This is a genomic window from Cellulomonas sp. (assembly GCF_036279715.1).
Taxonomy (GTDB): domain Bacteria; phylum Actinomycetota; class Actinomycetes; order Actinomycetales; family Cellulomonadaceae; genus Cellulomonas_A.
In genome coordinates this window covers 1-19,139 of record NZ_DASUIR010000051.1, presented here as the reverse complement: position 1 = coordinate 19,139, position 19,139 = coordinate 1, and the positions used below count along the sequence as shown (strand labels likewise).

The 19,139-nt window shown below is 72.2% G+C and carries 19 protein-coding genes; 2 read left to right on the top strand and 17 right to left on the bottom strand.

The window, feature by feature from the left end; genetic code table 11:
• Nucleotide 1: 1 nt before the first annotated feature.
• From priA to VFW79_RS05640, 5 genes are all read right to left on the bottom strand, one after another.
• Nucleotides 2-742: a bifunctional 1-(5-phosphoribosyl)-5-((5-phosphoribosylamino)methylideneamino)imidazole-4-carboxamide isomerase/phosphoribosylanthranilate isomerase PriA gene (gene priA / locus VFW79_RS05660; protein WP_329676345.1), complete on the bottom strand. Its 741-nt coding sequence runs from the start codon at nt 740-742 to the stop codon at nt 2-4.
• A 113-nt stretch (nt 743-855) separates the two neighbouring features.
• Nucleotides 856-1,503, bottom strand: coding sequence for an imidazole glycerol phosphate synthase subunit HisH (gene hisH, locus VFW79_RS05655; RefSeq protein WP_329676344.1), 648 nt, complete (start codon nt 1,501-1,503; stop codon nt 856-858).
• 9 nt (nt 1,504-1,512) lie between these two features.
• Nucleotides 1,513-2,139: a hypothetical protein gene (locus tag VFW79_RS05650; RefSeq protein ID WP_329676343.1), complete on the bottom strand. Its 627-nt coding sequence runs from the start codon at nt 2,137-2,139 to the stop codon at nt 1,513-1,515.
• Nucleotides 2,136-2,744 carry an imidazoleglycerol-phosphate dehydratase HisB gene (gene hisB, locus VFW79_RS05645; RefSeq protein ID WP_329676342.1) on the bottom strand — a complete coding sequence of 203 codons (609 nt, stop codon included), beginning with the start codon at nt 2,742-2,744 and terminating at the stop codon, nt 2,136-2,138. The genes VFW79_RS05650 and hisB overlap by 4 nt, the downstream gene beginning before the upstream one ends.
• Nucleotides 2,741-3,856, bottom strand: coding sequence for a histidinol-phosphate transaminase (locus tag VFW79_RS05640; RefSeq protein ID WP_329676341.1), 1,116 nt, complete (start codon nt 3,854-3,856; stop codon nt 2,741-2,743). Before VFW79_RS05640 ends, hisB begins: the two co-directional genes overlap by 4 nt.
• A 41-nt stretch (nt 3,857-3,897) precedes the next feature.
• Between VFW79_RS05640 and VFW79_RS05635 the strand changes: the two genes are divergently transcribed.
• Nucleotides 3,898-6,132, top strand: coding sequence for a RecQ family ATP-dependent DNA helicase (locus VFW79_RS05635; RefSeq protein WP_329676340.1), 2,235 nt, complete (start codon nt 3,898-3,900; stop codon nt 6,130-6,132).
• 48 nt (nt 6,133-6,180) lie between these two features.
• On the opposite strand, the gene hisD is transcribed toward VFW79_RS05635, so the two are convergent.
• On the bottom strand, nt 6,181-7,503 hold the full coding sequence (gene hisD, locus VFW79_RS05630) for a histidinol dehydrogenase (protein ID WP_329676339.1): 1,323 nt from the start codon (nt 7,501-7,503) through the stop codon (nt 6,181-6,183).
• 102 nt (nt 7,504-7,605) lie between these two features.
• On the opposite strand from hisD, the gene VFW79_RS05625 reads away from it, so the two are divergent.
• On the top strand, nt 7,606-7,848 hold the full coding sequence (locus tag VFW79_RS05625) for an RNA-binding S4 domain-containing protein (protein ID WP_329676338.1): 243 nt from the start codon (nt 7,606-7,608) through the stop codon (nt 7,846-7,848).
• Between the two features lie 3 nt (nt 7,849-7,851).
• On the opposite strand, the gene VFW79_RS05620 is transcribed toward VFW79_RS05625, so the two are convergent.
• From VFW79_RS05620 to VFW79_RS05570, 11 genes are all read right to left on the bottom strand, one after another.
• The gene (locus VFW79_RS05620) at nt 7,852-8,250 is read right to left on the bottom strand and encodes a pyridoxamine 5'-phosphate oxidase family protein (RefSeq protein WP_329676337.1); all 399 of its coding nucleotides are present in this window, start codon (nt 8,248-8,250) and stop codon (nt 7,852-7,854) included.
• A 36-nt stretch (nt 8,251-8,286) separates the two neighbouring features.
• Entirely contained in the window at nt 8,287-11,829 is a 3,543-nt protein-coding gene (gene dnaE / locus VFW79_RS05615; RefSeq protein ID WP_329676336.1) for a DNA polymerase III subunit alpha, read from the bottom strand.
• Between the two features lie 49 nt (nt 11,830-11,878).
• Nucleotides 11,879-12,814, bottom strand: coding sequence for an RluA family pseudouridine synthase (locus tag VFW79_RS05610; protein WP_329676335.1), 936 nt, complete (start codon nt 12,812-12,814; stop codon nt 11,879-11,881).
• Nucleotides 12,807-13,370 carry a signal peptidase II gene (gene lspA, locus VFW79_RS05605; RefSeq protein WP_329676334.1) on the bottom strand — a complete coding sequence of 188 codons (564 nt, stop codon included), beginning with the start codon at nt 13,368-13,370 and terminating at the stop codon, nt 12,807-12,809. The genes VFW79_RS05610 and lspA overlap by 8 nt, the downstream gene beginning before the upstream one ends.
• 31 nt (nt 13,371-13,401) lie before the next feature.
• Entirely contained in the window at nt 13,402-13,818 is a 417-nt protein-coding gene (locus VFW79_RS05600; protein WP_414647888.1) for a TraR/DksA family transcriptional regulator, read from the bottom strand.
• Between the two features lie 162 nt (nt 13,819-13,980).
• Nucleotides 13,981-14,655 carry a DivIVA domain-containing protein gene (locus VFW79_RS05595; protein WP_329676333.1) on the bottom strand — a complete coding sequence of 225 codons (675 nt, stop codon included), beginning with the start codon at nt 14,653-14,655 and terminating at the stop codon, nt 13,981-13,983.
• Between the two features lie 174 nt (nt 14,656-14,829).
• The gene (locus VFW79_RS05590) at nt 14,830-15,108 is read right to left on the bottom strand and encodes a YggT family protein (RefSeq protein ID WP_329676332.1); all 279 of its coding nucleotides are present in this window, start codon (nt 15,106-15,108) and stop codon (nt 14,830-14,832) included.
• Between the two features lie 3 nt (nt 15,109-15,111).
• Nucleotides 15,112-15,585 (bottom strand): cell division protein SepF, encoded by a 474-nt coding sequence (locus tag VFW79_RS05585; RefSeq protein ID WP_329676331.1) that lies wholly within the window; start codon nt 15,583-15,585, stop codon nt 15,112-15,114.
• A gap of 104 nt (nt 15,586-15,689) precedes the next feature.
• Complete coding sequence (locus tag VFW79_RS05580; RefSeq protein WP_329676330.1) at nt 15,690-16,454, bottom strand: polyphenol oxidase family protein; 765 nt, start codon at nt 16,452-16,454, stop codon at nt 15,690-15,692.
• 2 nt (nt 16,455-16,456) lie between these two features.
• On the bottom strand, nt 16,457-17,734 hold the full coding sequence (gene ftsZ / locus VFW79_RS05575; protein ID WP_329676329.1) for a cell division protein FtsZ: 1,278 nt from the start codon (nt 17,732-17,734) through the stop codon (nt 16,457-16,459).
• A 224-nt stretch (nt 17,735-17,958) separates the two neighbouring features.
• Complete coding sequence (locus VFW79_RS05570; RefSeq protein WP_329676328.1) at nt 17,959-18,732, bottom strand: cell division protein FtsQ/DivIB; 774 nt, start codon at nt 18,730-18,732, stop codon at nt 17,959-17,961.
• Between the last annotated feature and the right edge of the window lie 407 nt (nt 18,733-19,139).

Genomic DNA, 19,139 nt, shown 5'->3' with positions numbered 1-19,139 from the left:
CTCACGGCCGCCCGGCGACGTCCAGGGCCTGCGGGAGAGTGAACGCACCCGCGTAGAGGGCCTTGCCGACGATCGCACCCTCGACGCCCAGCGGCACGAGGGTGCGCAGCGCCTCGAGGTCGGCGAGGCTCGAGATGCCTCCCGACGCGACGACGGGCGCCTGCGTCCGGGCGCAGACCTCGCGCAGCAGGTCCAGGTTGGGTCCGCGCAGCGTGCCGTCCTTGGTCACGTCGGTCACGACGTAGCGAGCGCAGCCGGCCTCGTCGAGGCGAGCGAGCACCTCCCAGAGGTCCCCACCCTCCTGCGTCCAGCCGCGCGCGGCGAGCGTCGTCCCCCGCACGTCGAGCCCGACGGCGATCGCGGCGCCGTGGCTCGCGATGACCTTGGCGGTCCACAGCGGGTCCTCGAGCGCGGCTGTCCCCAGGTTGACGCGCGTGGCTCCGGTCGCGAGCGCCCGTTCGAGCGACGCGTCGTCGCGGATGCCGCCCGACAGCTCGACCTTGACGCCCTTGCCGGCGAGCTCGGCCGCCACCTCCGCGAGGAGCGGCGCGTTCGACCCGCGACCGAACGCCGCGTCGAGGTCGACGAGGTGGATCCACTCGGCACCGCCGAGCTGCCAGTCGAGGGCGGCGGCGAGCGGGTCACCGTAGCCGGTCTCCGACCCGGCCTCGCCCTGGACGAGGCGGACAGCCTGCCCGCCCGCGACGTCGACAGCGGGCAACAGCTCGAGGCGGTGGGTCATGACGTCCTCTCTCCGGGCGACGTACCAGTCGTCGCCGCTCGCGCGGGCCGTGATCGTGCCCTGCGCCGATCTGTGGTGGTCGGGTCGTGCGGGGTGCGTGCGATGCAGCGTCGTCAGCGCAACGACGCCACCCAGTTGGTCAGGAGCTGGGCGCCGGCGTCGCCGGACTTCTCGGGGTGGAACTGGGTCGCTGCGAGCGGGCCGTTCTCGACCGCCGCGACGAACGGGCCGCCGTGGTCGGCCCACGTCACGAGAGGCGCCCCGAACCGCTCGCGGTCGACCGTCTCGGACAACGGGAACGAGCGGGCCGCGTAGGAGTGCACGAAGTAGAAGCGCTGGTCCTCGACGCCCGCGAAGAGCTCCGAACCCTCCGCGGCGTCCACGGTCGCCCAGCCCATGTGCGGGACGACAGGTGCCTCGAGCCGGTCGACGAGGCCCGGCCACTCCCCCAGCCCCTCGGTGTGCACGCCGTGCTCGTCACCGGCAGCGAACATGACCTGCATCCCGACGCAGATGCCGAGGACCGGCCGACCGCCGGCGAGCCGCCGGTCGATGATCTGGTCGCCGCGCACGCCGCGCAGCCCGGCCATCACTGCGGCGAACGCGCCGACGCCCGGGACGACGAGGCCGTCGGCCTCGGCTGCAGCCTGCGCGTCGGCTGTCAGCTCGACGACCGCGCCGACGCGCTCGAGAGACCGGACCGCCGACCGGACGTTGCCGAAGCCGTAGTCGAGGACGACGACGCGGGGCTGGCTGGGCACGGGTCCAGGCTACCGGCGCGGCCCGCGGGTCGACGACGCGAGCATCCGCATCGCCTTCCAGCGGGACAGCCCGACGCTCGTGACGACACCGTCGAGGTCGCCGACGCTCACGCCACCGAGGAGCAGGTCTTCGAGGACCGCGGGCGCGTCCGAGAGCACGAGGCCGGCCGGCAGCTCGTCCCCCTGCTCACCGGCCGTCCACCGGGTCGCGGTGATCTGGCTCGCCCGCCGCTCGAGCAGCACGACCGGGACGGCCTTGAGCAGCTTCGAGATCGCCGCTGCGCCCGCGGCGGCCGTGCGCGGGTCGCGCAGGAGGGCAAGGGCACCCACGGGCGACGGCACGACGTCGACGTCGACCTTGGCCAGCGAGCACGCGGCCGCGAGGGGGCCCGCCGCAGCGACCTGCGTGACGACGAGCGCGACTGTCACCGGGTCGTCGGCCGACTCGGTGAGCGAGGACAGGTCGTCCGGGATCGTCACCTCGCCGTCAGGTTCCGTGCTGGCGGGCTCGGGCGACTCGGTCAGCGAGGACAGGTCGTCCGGGATCGTCAGGTCGTCGCCGAACCCGTCGGCCGCCCGTGCCGGGTCGTCCGGGAGCGCGTCGTCGGGCTGTGAGCCCTCCGTGCCCCCGCTCACAAGGTGCCCTTGGTGCTCGGGATCCCCTGGACACGGGGGTCGAGCTCGATCGCGCTCCGCAGCGCGCGCGCGAGCGCCTTGAACTGCGCCTCGACGATGTGGTGCGGGTCGCGGCCCGCGAGCACGCGCACGTGGAGGCAGATGCCGGCGTGGTACGCGATCGACTCGAAGACGTGTCGTGTCAGCGAGCCGGTGAAGTGCCCGCCGATCAGGTGGTGCTCCTGGCCCGCGGGCTCGCCCGAGTGGACGAGGTACGGCCGGCCCGACACGTCGACGACGGCCTGGGCGAGCGCCTCGTCGAGCGGCACGAGCGCGTCGCCGAACCGCGAGATGCCCTTCTTGTCGCCCAGCGCCTGACGCAGCGCCTCACCGATCGCGATCGCGACGTCCTCGACGGTGTGGTGCACGTCGATGTGCGTGTCTCCGGTCGCCCGGACCGTGAGGTCGATGAGCGAGTGCTTGCCGAAGGCCGTGAGCATGTGGTCGTAGAAACCGACCGTCGTGGAGATGTCGGTGACGCCGGTCCCGTCGAGGTCGAGCTCGACGAGGACGCTCGACTCGCTTGTCGTCCGCTCGATGCGCGCGGTCCGCGTGCCTGTGGTCACAGCCCTGCCACCTCCACCAGGGCGTCCTTGAACGCCGCCGTCTCCTGCGGCGTGCCGACCGACACGCGCAGCCATCCGTCCGGGCCGGTCTCTCGGATGAGGACACCCCGGTCGAGCAGACCCTGCCAGATCCCGTGCCGGTCGTCGAACATGCCGAACAGCACAAAGTTCGCGTCGGAGTCGGCGACCCGTAGCCCGCGCTCCCGCAACCAGGTGACGAGCGCGTCGCGCTCGGCCCGGAGCGAGCCGATCTGGGCCATCAGGGCGGGCGCGTGGCGCAGCGCGGCGCGGGCCACCGCCTGGGTGACCGCCGACAGGTGGTACGGCAGCCGCACGACCCGCAGCGCGTCGATGAGCTCGGTCGCCGCGGCGAGGTAGCCGACCCGGGCGCCCGCGAGGCCGAAGGCCTTGGACATCGTGCGGCTCACGGCGAGGTGCGGGTGGTCCGCCAGCAGCTCGAGGGCCGAGGGAGTGCCGGCGCGGCGGAACTCGCCGTACGCCTCGTCGACCACCACGACGCACCCGCCGGGGACGGCCGCCGCGGCGTCGAGCACGACCTTCACCGTGGCGAGCGCCAGCGCGGTCCCCGTCGGGTTGTTCGGGCTCGCGAGCAGCACCACAGTCGGCGCGGTCGCGGCGATCGTCGCGACCGCGACGTCCGGGTCGAGGCCGAAGTCCTCGTCGCGGCGCCCCGCGACCCACCCGGTGAAGGTGTCGCGTGCGTACTCGGGGTACATCGAGTACGTCGGGGCGAACGACAGGGCGGTCCGCCCGGGGCCACCGAACGCCTGCAGCAGGTGCAGCATGACCTCGTTGGATCCGTTCGCGGCCCAGAGCTGCCCCGGCGCCAGCTCGACGCCCGACTCGACCCGCAGGTAGGCCGCCAGATCCTGGCGCAGGGCGAGGAAGTCCCGGTCGGGGTAACGGTTGAGGCCCGCGGCCGCGGCAGCGACGTCGTGAGCGATGTCCGCGACCACCTCGGGGCTGGGCGCGTACGGGTTCTCGTTGACGTTGAGCGCATATGGCACGTCGAGCTGAGGCGCGCCGTAGGGCTCGATGCCGACGAGCTCGTCGCGCAGGGGCAGCGCCGGGCGGGCTGGGGGAACGGTCACGCCCCGATCGTAGTCAACGGCGCCGCGCCTACGATCGACGGATGACCCCTCCCTCGCTCGACGCCGTCGCGCCCACCGGCGTGGCGGTTGACCGGACGGCCCTGCGCGCACAGGCCGAGGTCGCGCTGCGCGCGCTCGTCGGTCGCGACGACGCCGAGCTGCGCGAGGACCAGTGGCTCGCGGTCGAGGCGCTCGTGGCCGACCGCCGCCGTGCGCTCGTCGTGCAGCGGACGGGATGGGGCAAGTCGGCGGTGTACTTCGTCGCGACCGCACTGCTGCGCGCCGGGGCCGCGGGCGGGCCGCCGTCGGGACCGACGGTGATCATCTCGCCGCTGCTCGCCCTCATGCGCAACCAGGTGGCAGCCGCGGCGCGCGCCGGCATCCGCGCGGAGACGATCAACTCGGCGAACGTCACGGACTGGGACGGTGTGCACGCGCGCGTGGCCGCGGGAGAGGTCGACGTGCTGCTCGTCTCCCCGGAGCGGCTCAACAACCCCGGCTTCCGCGACGAGGTGCTGCCGCGTCTCGCGGCCGACGCCGGCCTCGTGGTGATCGACGAGGCGCACTGCATCTCGGACTGGGGGCACGACTTCCGCCCGGACTACCGGCGCATCCGCACACTCCTGGCTGACCTGCCCGACGGCATCCCGGTGCTGGCCACCACGGCGACTGCGAACGCGCGCGTGACGGCAGACGTGGCCGAGCAGCTGGCCGTCACCGCGCACCGGGCCGACGGGACGGCCGGGGCGGGCCTCGAGGACGTCCTCGTGCTGCGCGGCACCCTCGACCGCGAGAGCCTGCACCTGTCGGTCGCCCAGCTGCCGGACACGTCGGCCCAGCTCGCCTGGCTCGCGCACAACCTGCCCCGCATCGACGGCTCGGGCATCGTGTACTGCCTCACGGTCGCCGCGGCCCAGCAGGTCACCGAGCACCTGCGAGGCGTCGGGCTCGACGTCCGCGCGTACACCGGGCAGACCGACCCGGCCGAGCGCGAGGCCGCCGAGGCGGACCTGCTCGCGAACCGTGTCAAGGCCCTCGTCGCGACCTCGGCGCTCGGGATGGGCTTCGACAAGGGCGACCTCGCGTTCGTCGTGCACCTTGGCGCGCCGCCGTCGCCCATCGCCTACTACCAGCAGGTCGGGCGGGCCGGTCGCGCGACCGAGCGCGCCGAGGTCGTCCTGCTCCCCGGCCGCGAGGACCGTGCGATCTGGGACTACTTCGCGTCGATGGCCTTCCCACCGCAGACCGAGGTGCGTGCCGCGATCGCCGCGCTCGACGCCCACGGCACGCTCTCGACGGCCGCTCTCGAGACACACGTCAGCCTGCGCCGCAACCGACTCGAGCTCATGCTCAAGGTGCTCGACGTCGACGGCGCGGTCCACCGCGTCAAGGGCGGCTGGCAGTCGACCGGCGAGCCATGGCAGTACGACACGGACCGCTACGAGCGCGTCGCCGCCGCGCGCCAGGCCGAGCAGCAGGCGATGGTCGACTACGTGCGCGGCGACGACTGCCGGATGGCCTTCCTGCGCCACGCGCTCGACGACCCCGAGCTCGAGGGCCCCGGCGGCGTCGCGTGGCGGTGCGGGCGATGCGACCGCTGCGGCGGTGCGACCGCGGGTGCGGTACCCGACGAGCGCGAGGTCACGGCGGCCCGAGAGCGCCTCGCGGTGCCGGGCCTCGAGGTCACGACGCGCACGATGTGGCCGTCAGGGATGGCGACGCTCGGGGTGGAGCTCCGTGGCCGGATCGCCTCCGACGAGGCGGCGTCCAGCGGACGCGCCGTCGCACGTCTCGACGGGATCGGCTGGGGAGGGCTGCTGCGCGACCTGTTCGCGCCGACCGGCAGCCCCGACGCGCAGGTCGACGAGCTGCCCGTCGCGCTGCGTCAGCCCGTGCTCGACGTGCTGGCCGCCTGGAACCCGATGCCCGCGCCCGCCGGCGTGGTCGTCGTCGAGTCGACGACGCGACCGGGCCTCGTGCGCCACCTGGCCGAGGGGGTCGCGCGCCAGCTCGGGGTGCCCGTCGTCGGCTCGGTGCGCCCCGCGCCCGGGTCCGCGCCGGGTCGGCACGACGTCAACTCCGCGCAACGACTGGCGGGCGTCACGCAACGGCTCGAGCTCGACCTGGCCCCCGCGGCCGCGGCCGGGCTCCCCGGCCGTTCCGTGGTGCTGGTCGACGACCGCACCGACTCCGGGTGGACCCTGACGGTCGCGGCGAGGCTCCTGCGGGGTGCGGGGGCGTCCGCCGTGCACCCGTTCGTGCTCGGCGTCGGCTGACGCTCGTCGTGTCCCGAACCCTGGCCCTGACGGCGTGGCGGCCAGTCGTCAGAACCGGGCGAGGACGGCCTCGCCGTGCGCCGGCAGACCCTCGGCGTCGGCGAACGCGACGATCCGGTCCGTGACCTCCTTGAGGGCGGCGGCGTCGTACTCGATGACCTGGACGGCCCGGACGAACGAGTGCACGCCGAGGCCGCTCGCGAAGTGCGCACAGCCGCCCGTCGGCAGCACGTGGTTCGACCCGGCCATGTAGTCCCCGAGGGACACGGGCGAGTAGGGCCCGACGAAGATGGCGCCCGCGCTCGTGACGCGCTCCGCGAGGGCCGCCGCATCGGCGGTCTGGATCTCGAGGTGCTCCGCCCCGTACGCGTTGACGACCTCAAGGCCGGCCTCCAGGTCGTCGACCAGCACGATCGCCGACTGGGTCCCGGACAGTGCGGTCTGGACGCGCGCTGAGTGGCGCGTCGCCGCGGCGCGGTCGGCGAGCTTCGCCTCGACCGCCTCCGCGAGCTCGACGGACGGCGTGACGAGCACCGCTGCCGCAAGCGGGTCGTGCTCGGCCTGCGAGACGAGGTCGGACGCGACGTGGCCGGCATCGGCGCCACCGTCGGCCAGGATCGCGATCTCCGTCGGCCCGGCCTCGGCGTCGATGCCCACGACACCGCGCACGAGCCGCTTGGCCGCCGCCACCCACACGTTCCCGGGGCCCGTGATGACGTCGACCGGCTCGCACAGCGTCTCGCCGTCGATGTCGTCGCTGCCTGCGGCACCGTAGGCGAACATCGCAACGGCCTGCGCACCGCCCACCGCGTACACCTCGTCGATCCCGAGCAGCGCGCACGTCGCGAGCACGACCGGGTCGGGCAGCCCGCCGGCGGACTTCTGCGGGGGCGACGCGACGGCGAGCGAGCCGACGCCGGCCTCCTGGGCGGCGACGACGTTCATCACGACCGACGACGGGTAGACCGCGAGGCCGCCGGGCACGTACAGCCCGACCCTGCGGACCGGGATCCAGCGCTGTCGGACCTGCGCACCGGGCGCGAGGTCGACCGTGAAGGGTGCCGGGCGCTGCGCCGCGTGGACGGTCCGCACCCGCAGGATCGTCTCCTCGAGGGCCTCGCGCACGTGCGGGTCAAGCGCATCCACAGCTGCGGTGATCGCCTGCGTGGGCACGCGAAGGTGCTCGGGCCGGACGCCGTCGAACCGCTCGGCGAGGTCCCGCAGCGCCGCAGCGCCGCGTGCGCGCACGTCGGCGAGGATCGGCGCGACCGTCGCGGTGGCGGCCTCGACGTCCACCTCGGCGCGCGGGAGGGCCGCGAGCAGCTCGCGGCGGGACAGGGTGCGACCGCGCAGGTCGATCCGAGAGATCACGGGCCCCAGTCTACCGACCGACCCTCGGCCCTGTGCGGGCTCATGGACGCCGCGACATGACCCAGGCCGACGCCACGGCCTGCCGTCCGCGACACTGTGCTCATGAGCACACCTTCTCCCTTGCCCGACGACGTCACGTCGATCTCCGACGAGTCGATCCGACTCGGCCAGTTCCTCAAGCTCGCGGGTCTCGCCGAGTCGGGAGCGCAGGCGCGCGAGCTGCTGGACGACGGGGTCGTGAGCGTCAACGGTGAGGCGGAGTTCCGGCGCGGGCGCCAGCTGCGGCGCGGGGACGTCGTGGTCGTGGACCAGCCGAACGGGCCAGTCCGGTCGGTCGTCGGCTGAGGACTACCGGACCGTGCCCATCACCCGGTCGACCCCGAGGTGCAGCACGATCCGTTCGGGCTGGAACTCGAGCCGGCGGTAGCGAACCGCGTACGCGTCGACCGCCTCGGAGACGTCCGCCGGGTCTCGCGACAGCGTGATGCTCCCCTCGAGGGTCAGCCACCGTCGGCCGTCGAACTGGCACAGGGCGGCCCGTGCGGTCTCCCCGCCGGCCGCGGCACGTTCGACGTTGCGGGCCTTGGTCGAGGTGCCCTTCGTCGTGATGCGGGCACGGCCCGCCACGGCGTCCCACGTGAACGCGACAGGGACCACATGGGGCGAGCCGTCCGCGCGCAGCGTCGTGAGCGTCGCGAGGTGGCGATCCTCGACGAAGACCAGCTGGTCGGCGGTCAGCGCAAGCACGAGGGAGCCCAGGTCCGCTCGGTCCGACCGGGCACGTCAGCCCGCCTGGAGACAGCCGGCGCCGAGCAGCGCCTTGAGGTCCCCGAACAGGGAAGGTGAGCGCTCGACGCGCAGACCCTCATCGAGCCGCATGATCGTCGCGCGGCCGGGGCTCGTGAGGCGCAGGTGCACCTCGGTCACCCCGGGGTGCGTCGACAGCACCTCACGGAGTCGCTCGACGACCGGTGGGGTGCATCGCGACACGGGCATGGAGACGGTGATCGGGGCATCCGCGACCGCGGTGATGTCCGGCAGAGACACCTCCATCGCCTGCAGCTGCATCGTCTCGTCGCGCCGCCGGACCCGACCTCGGACGACGACCACGGCATCCTCGGCGAGCACCGTCGAGTAGGCGAGGTAGGTCTCGCCGAAGAACATGATCTCGACCGAGCCCTCCATGTCCTCGATCGTGACCGCGGCCCACGGGTTGCCCTGCTTGGACATCTTGCGCTGCAGCGACGTGATGAGCCCGGCGACGACGACGGTCGAACCGTCGGGCCGCGCCTCGTCGGCCAGGAGGGCTGCGATGGAGACGTCGGCCGCGGCCGACAGCACGTGCTCGAGGCCCGAGAGCGGGTGGTCCGAAACGTACAGTCCGAGCATCTCGCGCTCGAACGCGAGCCTCTGCTTCTTGTCCCAGTCGGGCAGGTCGGGGATCGTCACCGAGAAGCCCCCGGACGCGTCGTCGTCGCCCAGCAGGTCCGCGAACAGGTCGAACTGACCTTCGGCCTCCTTGCGCTTGACGCCGATGACGGAGTCGACGGCCTGCTCGTGTACGAGCAGCAGCGCGCGCCGTCCGTGCCCGAGGGAGTCGAAGGCCCCGGCCTTGATGAGCGACTCGATCGTGCGCTTGTTGCAGACGACGGCGGGGACCTTGTCGAGGAAGTCGGTGAACGACGTGAACTCGCCCTTGGCCTCGCGGGTCCGCACGATCGCGTCGACGACGTTCGCGCCCACGTTGCGCACCGCGGTGAGGCCGAACCGGATGTCGTGACCGACGGCTCGGAAGTTCGCGGACGACGAGTTGACGTCGGGCGGCAGCACCGTGATGCCCATGTGCCGGCACTCGCCGAGGTAGAGCGCCGACTTGTCCTTGTCGTCGCGCACGGACGTGAGCAGGCCGGCCATGTACTCGGTCGGGTAGTTCGCCTTGAGGAAGGCCGTCCAGTACGAGACGACGCCGTAGGCCGCCGAGTGGGCCTTGTTGAACGCGTAGCCCGCGAACGGGACCAGCACGTCCCAGACCGCCTGGATCGCCCCGTCGGAGTAGCCGCGCTCGCGGCAGCCGGCCTGGAACGGCACGAACTCCTTGTCGAGGATCGACTGCTTCTTCTTGCCCATCGCCCGGCGCAGCAGGTCAGCCTGGCCCAGGGTGTACCCCGCGAGCTTCTGCGCGGCGCGCTGCACCTGCTCCTGGTAGACGATCAGGCCGTGCGTGATGCCGACGACGTCCTCGAGCGCCGCTTCGAGCTCGGGGTGGATCGGCTCGACCTTCTGCAGGCCGTTCTTGCGCAGCGCGTAGTTGATGTGCGAGTTCATGCCCATCGGGCCCGGACGGTACAGCGCGATGACGGCCGAGATGTCCTCGAAGCTGTCGGGGCGCATCTGGCGCAGCAGCGACCGCATCGGCCCACCGTCGAGCTGGAAGACGCCCAGCGTGTCGCCGCGGCTCAGCAGCTCATAGGTCGCGGCGTCGTCGAGCGCGACGTCCTCGATGCGGATGGCCGGCTTGCCGTTCATCTCGATGTTCTCGAGCGCGTCATCGAGGATCGTGAGGTTGCGCAGGCCGAGGAAGTCCATCTTGATCAGCCCGAGGGCCTCGGCGCCCGGCTGGTCGAACTGCGTGATGATCGCGCCGTCCTGCGGCCTGCGCATGATCGGCAGGATGTCGATGAGCGGCTCGCTCGACATGATGACGCCTGCGGCGTGCACGCCCCACTGCCGCTTGAGGTTCTCGAGGCCGCGCGCGGTCTCGAGCACGCGCTGCGCGTCGGGATCGGCCTGCACGACCTGACGAAACGTCTCCGCCTCGGCGTAGCGGGAGTCGTCCGGGTTGTAGATGCCGGCGAGGGTGATGTCCTTGCCCATGACGGGCGGCGGCATCGCCTTCGTGAGCTTCTCGCCCATGGCGAACGGGAAGCCGAGCACGCGCGAGGCGTCCTTGAGCGCCTGCTTCGCCTTGATCGTTCCGTACGTGACGATCTGTGCGACGCGGTCCTCGCCGTACTTGTCCGTGACGTACCGGATGACCTCACCGCGTCGACGCTCGTCGAAGTCGACGTCGACGTCGGGCCAGGAGATGCGCTCGGGGTTGAGGAAGCGCTCGAAGATCAGGCCGTGCTCGAGAGGGTCGAGCTCGGTGATGCCCATCGCGTACGACGCCATCGATCCGGCCGCCGACCCGCGCCCCGGACCGACGCGGATGCCCTGCGCCTTGGCCCAGTTGATGAAGTCCGCGACGACGAGGAAGTACCCCGAGAACCCGAGCTGGGTGATGACCCCGGCCTCGTAGTCCGCCTGGACCCGCACCGGCTCCGGGATGCCCGACGTGTAGCGGCGGCGCAGGCCGGTCTCGACCTCCTTGACGAACCAGGAGTCCTCGTCCTCCCCGGCCGGGACCGGGAACCGTGGCATGAAGTTGGCGTCGGTGTTGAACTCGACGTCGCACTGCTCGGCGATCAGCAGGGTGTTGTCGCACGCCTCGGGGACCTCGGCCCACGTGCGCCGCATCTCCTCGGACGTCTTCAGGTAGAACTGGTCGGTGTCGAACTTGAACCGGTCCGGGTCGGCCAGGGTCGAGCCCGACTGCACGCACAGCAGCACCTCGTGGGCCTTCGAGTCCTCGTGGCGCGTGTAGTGCAGATCGTTCGTCGCGACGAGCGGGGCGCCGATGACCTCGGCGACCCGGCGCAGGTCCTTGATGACGCGCTTCTCGATGTCGAGGCCGTGGTCCATGAGCTCGACGTAGAAGAACTCCTTGCCGAAGATGTCCTGGAGCTCGCCCGCAGCGCGCACGGCCTCGTCGAACTGGCCCAGCCTCAGCCGCACCTGCACCTCGCCGGACGGGCAGCCCGTCGACGCGATGAGCCCGGCCGAGTAGCGGCTGAGCAGCTCGCGGTCCATGCGCGGCCACTTGCCCATCTGACCCTCGAGCGAGGCCAGCGACGACATCCGGAACAGGTTGTGCATGCCCTCGGTCGTCCGCGACAGCAGCGTCATGTGCGTGTACGCACCGCGCGCCGACACGTCGTCGGACGCCTGGTGCGCCTCGCCCCACTTGATGCGCGTCTGGTCGAAGCGGCTCGTGCCCGGCGTGACGTACGCCTCGATGCCGATGATCGGCTTGATGCCGTGCGCGCGGGCACGCGACCAGAAGTCGAAGGCGCCGAACAGGTAGCCGTGGTCGGTGATCGCGAGCGACTTCTGGCCGATCCGCTCGGCCTCGGTCAGCAGGTCCTCGATGCGGGCGGCGCCGTCGAGCATCGAGTACTCGGTATGCGTGTGGAGGTGAACGAAGTCGGATCCTCCAGCCGGTGCCATGCGGGCCAGTCTAGGTCGCCCCGCCGACATGTCTGCCGCCGGCGCCGGCCTACCGGTACCCGTCGCGCAACGTCTCGAGGGCCGTGGCGAGATCGTCCGGGTACTGGCTGGTCAGCTCGATCCAGGACCCCGTCGACGGATGGGTGAACCCCAGCCGCATCGCGTGCAACCACTGCCGGGACAGGCCCACGCGAGCCGCGAGGGCCGGGTCCGCGCCGTACATCAGGTCGCCGACGCACGGGTGGCGCAGCGCCGCGAAGTGCACCCTGATCTGGTGCGTACGGCCGGTCTCGAGGTGGACCTCGACGAGCGACGCCGCCGGGAGCATCTCCAGCACCTCGTAGTGGGTCACCGACGGCTTGCCGTCCGCGACGACCGCGAACTTCCAGTCCGAGCTCGGGTGCCGCCCGATCGGCGCGTCGATCGTGCCCGTCGTCGGCTCCGGGTGGCCCTGCACGAGCGCGTGGTAGACCTTCTCGACCGTGCGCTCCTTGAAGGCACGCTTCAGCACCGTGTACGCGTGCTCGCTCTTCGCGACGGCCATGAGCCCGGACGTGCCCGCGTCGAGTCTGTGCACGATGCCCTGCCGCTCCGCAGACCCCGACGTCGAGATCCGGTAGCCGGCTGCGGCGAGCGCGCCGACCACCGTCGGACCGGTCCAGCCCGGCGACGGGTGCGCTGCGACGCCGACGGGCTTGTCGACCACGACCACGTCCTCGTCGTCGTGCACGATGCGCATCCCGGGGACCGGCTCGGGAACGACAGCCGGTGCGCGGTCCGCCGGGTCGGGCAGGTCGACCTCGAGCCACGCGCCGGCGACGAGCCGGTCGGACTTGCCCAGCTCGCGCCCGTCGACCCGGACGGCTCCGGCGGCGGCCAGCTCCGCCGCCGCCGTGCGCGACAGGCCGAGGAGGCGTGCCAGGCCGGCATCGACGCGCTCCCCCGCGAGGCCGTCCGGCACGGGCAGCGATCGCGTGTCAGCCATCGGCTCCGGGCGCCTCGGGCTTGGGCTCGGCGTGCTCACGGGTCCCGTCGAGCCGCACGCCGCGCAGCGCCTGGATCACGACCAGACCTGCGGCCGTGACGATGGCGATGTCCGCGACGTTCCCGACGAAGACGTTGGCGTAGGCGATGAAGTCGATGACGTGACCGCGAGCGATGCCGGGCTCCCGGGTCAGGCGGTCGACGAGGTTGCCGAGCGCGCCGCCCAGCAGCAGCCCGAGGGCGATGGCCCAGCCGGTCGAGCCCAGGCGCCGCGACACCCGCACGACGACCACGACGACCGCGCACGCGATGAGCGTGAGGACCCACGTCATGCCCGTAGCGATCGACAGCGCCGCGCCGGGGTTGAACACGAGCCTCAGCCCGAGCAGGTCGCCCAGCAACGGGCGGCGGACCGTCTCGAGGAGGTTCGCCAACGCCCACACCTTGGTCGCCTGGTCGACCAGGAGCACACCCGCAGTGAGCACGACGACCAGCACGACCAGTCGACGACGTGGACCGTCCCGCCTCGGGGCAACGGTCAGCTCAGTTGTTGGCATGGACGACATCGAGGAGAAGTCTACGGGCGCGTCAGCGACGCTCTTCGCGCTGCTTGCACTCGACGCAGAGGATCGCGCGAGGGAACGCCTGGACGCGCGCCTTGCCGATCGCCTTGCCGCACGACTCGCAGGTCCCGAAGGTCCCCGCGGCGATGCGCGTCAGCGCGTGCTCGGACTGCACGAGAAGGTCGCGCGTGTTGTTGACGAGCGTGAGCTCCTGCTCGCGCTCGAGCGCGCTCGAACCCGAGTCGGCCTGATCGTCGCCCGCCCCGTCGCCGGAGTTGCGCAGGAGCTCGGAGAGGTCGGCGTCGGCGGACGCGAGCTCGGAGCCGAGTCGGCGCACATGCCCGATGAGCTCGTCGGCGATCGCCCGGACCTCCCGGGCGGTCCATGGCTTCTCGCCGTCACGGACCGGGAACTGACGGACCGCCTTGGCGAGGTCCGGCAGGTCGAAAGCGCCTGGCTCAGCGCTGAGCGAGTCGTTGATGGTCACGAGCACCCTCTCTGTGGGAGTCACGTGAGGGTAGGTGACCCGGTGACATGACACAACACACCACGCAGGACGAACCTGCGTGGTGTGTCGTGAGGTGACTGCTGGTCGGTCGGTCGATCAGATCCGCGCGCCGTCACCGGACGGCTGCGCGTTCTGCCCGCTGCGCGGCGGGAGCGCACTGCCGCGGTTGTCGAGGTCGCCGAGAAGGTTCTCGAGGTAGCTCTTCAGGCGCGTCCGGTAGTCGCGCTCGAAGACGCGCAGCTCGTCGATCTTGCGCTCGAGGAGCGACCGCTCCTGCTCGAGCTGACCGAGTGTGCGGGCCGACGTCTCCTCGGCCTCGCGGACGATGCGCGCACCCTGCGACTTGGCCTCGGAGATGAGCCGGTCGCTCTCCTCCTGGCCGCTGCGGACGTAGTCGTCGTGCAGCTTCTGCGCGAGTGCCAGCATCCCCGTGGCCGACTCCGGCTCGTTGGTCCGCTGCGGAGCGACGGGGGCGACCACGACGGGCGCCGGCGCGACGACCGCCGGAGACACGACGCGCTCGGGCTCATGCACGGGCTCCGGCTTGGCGGCCGGGGCCGCCTGCTGGGCACCCGCCCGGCTGAGCTCGGCGATGCGCCGCTCCGCCGCGGCGAGCTTCGTCTTGAGGTCGTCGTTCTCACCCTGAACGGATCGCAGAGTGTTGACGACCTCGTCGAGGAAGTCGTCGACCTCGTCCTGGTCGTAACCCTCGCGGAACTTCGTCGCCTGGAACTTTTTGTTCAGGACGTCGTCTGCGGTCAGCAGTGCCATCGTCGTCACCTCTTCGGTCGAGCTTGGTCAAGCCGGTGGGCAGTCACCGACCGCCTCGGCTCACGGTAGCGGACATTGGCGGTCTCGCACGCGACCCGCCAGGACATTCGCATCTCTCGGACCTGCCTCACGCGCACGTCTGGCCGCTCGACCAGGTGTGCATCTGGGGGCGAATCAGGCCAGAACGGACAGCAGCAACGAGCAGAGCAGCATCAGGACGAGGAACGCCAGGTCAAGGCGCACGTTGCCGATCGCGAGCGGCGGCAGCAGCCTGCGCAGGAACCGCAACGGCGGGTCGGTCACCGTGTACGTCGCCTCGGCGACGACCAGGACAGGCCCGCTCGGCCGCCAGTCTCGGACGAAGAACTGCACCCAGTCCAGCACGAGCCGCACGAGCAGCAGCAAGAAGAACGCCAGGACGACCAGGCGCAGGATCTCGATGATCAGGCGCACGTGTCAGCTCTGGTTGAAGAATCCGGGGCGTGCCGGCTCGGCAGCCGGCGGGGGCTCCTCGCCGATGATCTCGACGTGCGACGGCGAGAGCAGGAACACCTTGTTGGTGACCCGCTCGATCGCGCCGTGCAGACCGAAGATCAGACCGGCCGAGAAGTCGACGAGACGCTTGGCGTCCGCGTCGTCCATGTCCGAGAGGTTCATGATGACCGGCGTGCCCTCACGGAACGCCTCGCCGATCTTGCGTGCGTCGTTGTACGAACGGGGGTGGATCGTCGTGATCCGCCGCAGCTCACCGGTCATGGGCGCCGGGTCCGCAACCCGCGCGACCGGCCGGTGCAGCGGCGTGACCTGAGCCTCGAACTCGTGCGGCACCGTTGCCTCCTGGTCGTCGTACTCGTCCACGTACTCGTCGTGCTCGCCCCGGTCGTCGGCAAGGCCGAGGTACAGCATCGTCTTGCGCAGTGCTCCGGCCATCGCGGTCTCCCCATCCCGTACAGATACTCCCAGCGAAATCACGCTAGCAACGCCGGTCGGCACACCTGTCGCGACACGCACGGGCAGTCCGGATTGCGTCGAGTTCACCCCTCCAGGCGAACGACCCCGGCGAACCGGCCCGTCGTGCCGGCGTGGCGTTGGGCCAGGCGGTGAGAGTAGAACCTGTCGTCCGTCGTCGTGCAGATGCCCAGGCACCTGACGTCCTCGACGCCCGCGCGCGCGAGCACTGCCGTGACCCCGGCCGGGAGGTCGAGGGCGGGTGTGCCCCACGCCGTCGTCGCCCAGGTCTCGGGCAGCTCGGCTGCGACCTCGTCACGCATGGCCTCGGGCACCTCGTAGGCGGCGCCGCTGATCGACGGACCGACGACCGCACGCAGCCGGTCACGCCGCGCCCCGGCGCCCACGAGCGCCTCGACGGCGGACTGGACGACGCCCGCCAGGAGCCCGCGTCGCCCCGCGTGGACGGCACCGACGACTCCTGCCTCGACGTCCGCCAGCAGGATCGGGACGCAGTCGGCCACCAGGACGGCGACGGCGACCGACGACGAGGTCGAGACGAGCGCGTCGTAGAGCCCGACGGACGTGGCCGAGGGTGCAGGTGGACCGGCCAGCACCCGGGCGTCCGCGCCGTGCACCTGCGAGGCGAACGCGACACGGGCGCCGACCCAGCGCTCGACGAGCTCACGGTTGGCGAGGACGGACCTGGTGGCATCGCCGACCTCGAGCCCGAGGTTGAGCGCATCCCAGGGCGGCACGCTGCCGCCGCCCGACCGGGTCGTGAACCCCGCACGGACCCCTGGCCCGAGGTCGACCTCGACGACGGGCAGCGCGCCCGGGGCCCCCGGCACGGCTACTTGAGGAAGTCGGGGATGTCCAGGTCGTCGCTCACGCGACGCGCGGACGGGTCCGCGTCGACGACGCGGGGCACCTCGAGCTGACCCGTCTCCGGGGCGGCCTCCGGGTCGCTCGACAGGAACGCCGGGACGCCACCGCTGTAGCCCGGGTGCGACGTGGCACCGTTCGACGCCGCCGAACCGACCCGCACGAGGTCGTCGTCGGGGTCGACCGGGCGCGGCTGCGAGACCGCGTGCGAGGGGACCGACGGCGCGGTCGCCTGGCGCGGGACCGACGTCGAGCCGCTGACCTGGCCGAGGCCACGTCCCTCACGGCGGGTGAGCGGCGCGCCGCCGTCGAACCCGGCGGCGATGACCGTGACGCGGACCTCGTCGCCGAGCGCGTCGTCGATGACCGCACCGAAGATGATGTTGGCCTCGGGGTGGGCGGCCTCCTGGACCAGGCGCGCGGCCTCGTTGATCTCGAACAGGCCGAGGTCCGAGCCACCCTGGATCGAGAGCAGCACGCCGTGCGCGCCGTCGATGCTCGCCTCGAGGAGCGGGGAGGAGATCGCGAGCTCGGCAGCCTGGACCGCACGGTCCTCGCCGCGGGCCGAGCCGATACCCATGAGTGCCGACCCGGCGCCCTGCATGACGGACTTGACGTCGGCGAAGTCGAGGTTGATCAGGCCCGGCGTCGTGATGAGGTCCGTGATGCCCTGGACCCCCGAGAGGAGCACCTGGTCGGCCGAGTGGAACGCGTCGAGCACCGACACCGACCGGTCGGAGATCGACAGCAGCCGGTCGTTCGGGATCACGATGAGCGTGTCGACCTCGGCGCGCAGCGACTCGATGCCGGTGTCGGCCTGGACCGAGCGGCGCCGACCCTCGAACGTGAACGGACGCGTGACGACACCGATCGTCAGAGCACCGAGCGAGCGGGCGATCCGCGCGACGACGGGCGCGCCGCCGGTCCCGGTGCCGCCGCCCTCGCCGGCCGTGACGAAGACCATGTCGGCCCCGCGCAGGACGTCCTCGATCTCGTCGGTGTGGTCCTCGGCGGCGCGCTTCCCGACCTCGGGGTCGGCGCCCGCGCCGAGCCCGCGCGTCAGCTCGCGACCGACGTCGAGCTTGACGTCCGCGTCGGACATGAGGAGCGCCTGGGCATCGGTGTTGATCGCGATGAACTCGACACCCTTGAGCCCGACCTCGATCATCCGGTTGACGGCGTTGACCCCGCCACCGCCGATGCCGACGACCTTGATGACCGCCAAGTAGTTCTGCGGAGCTGCCACGATGGGTGCCTCTCGTTCTTCGCCAGGTGCTGCCGGGGCCGTGCTCGACACGCCGTGCCGGCCGGTGGAACCTTCACCCTCAACTAGAGGGTTATAGTTATGTCAGATGGTGTCACTGCGTGACGCTAGGTGCGCCAGGGCCCAGGAGCAACGACCGCGCCGCGCGTGTCGGCGAGATCCTTGCGCGCCGGGCGTGTCGCGAGACCCCAGCGCGGCGGTTCGTGTCATCTCGTGACCGGGAGCGTCGGCGCCGACACGTCGTAGACGTGCGCTCCCGCGCTCGACGGAGCCTTGCGCAGCGCCTGGAGCACCGCGATCTTGAGGGGAGCCTGCTGGGCGCTCCCCCACTCGACCTTCGCACCGTCCCGGAGCTGCATCGTCACGGTGTCCTGGGTCTGCGCCGAGACCTGCCCGACCTCCGCGAGGAGGTCGGCCGGCAGGGCCTCGAGCACCGAGAGCACCGCCGCGAGCGCGTGCTTGTCCCCGACCGGCACGTCGACGACCGGCAGTCCGGCGGGCGCCGCGTCGACGCGACCGACCTGCACCCCGTCCATGTCGAGCAGCGCAAACCCCGCGGCCGGTGCCGCCGCGTCGGCGAGCGCCGTCTCCGGGACGGCCGCGACCGGCTCGCGCGCGACCAGCTCGACGACGATGCCGTGCGGCCAGTGGCGGGTCACGCGCGCCTCGCGCACCCCAGGCACCTCGAGGACCGCGTCGCGCAGGCCGACCGTGTCCAGTCGCGGCAACGGGGTGTTCGCGCGCGCGGCCACGACGGCGGCCACCTGGTCGACCGCCACGACCGTGCCCGCCCCCGTCACCGTGAGGTCGTGCGGATCGAGCGCCAGCACCGGTGAGACGAAGAGGAGCCAGCCGACCGCGGCGATCCCGACCACACCGCCGCCGACGCCGAGGACCTGCCGACGCGCGATGGTGCGCCGCGCCCGCGCCCGTTCAGCGAACCGGGCTGCCGAACCGGTCGACACGACCGACGGACGCACCGGGACGACGCCACCACCGCGTCCGGCCGCGTACGTCGTGACCGACGGCTCGAGCAGCGCGGCGACGTCCCGGCCCGGGCCTGCCCCGCGGGCAGCACCGCGTGCGTTCGCGACGGCCTTGCGATGCCCTGGCGCAGGCGTGGAGCGCCCGGCTGCCGGTGTCGCTCCCGTCCTCGGCGCTGCCTCGCTGCTCTTCGGGACGCGCAGCGGCGCGACAGCCGGCGGCGGAACCCGTCCGGCTGCCGCCGGAGTCGCCCCGGTGCGGGGTGGGTCGGCGGCGGGAGGCGCGACACGCGGCGGAGCCGGCCGCGGTCGAGCAGGACGTCCCGGCAACGGCTGCCGGGGGCGCGACGGACTCACGCCCGGCCCGTCCCGCGCGCGGCCAGGGCCGTCAGGATCTCCGGCAC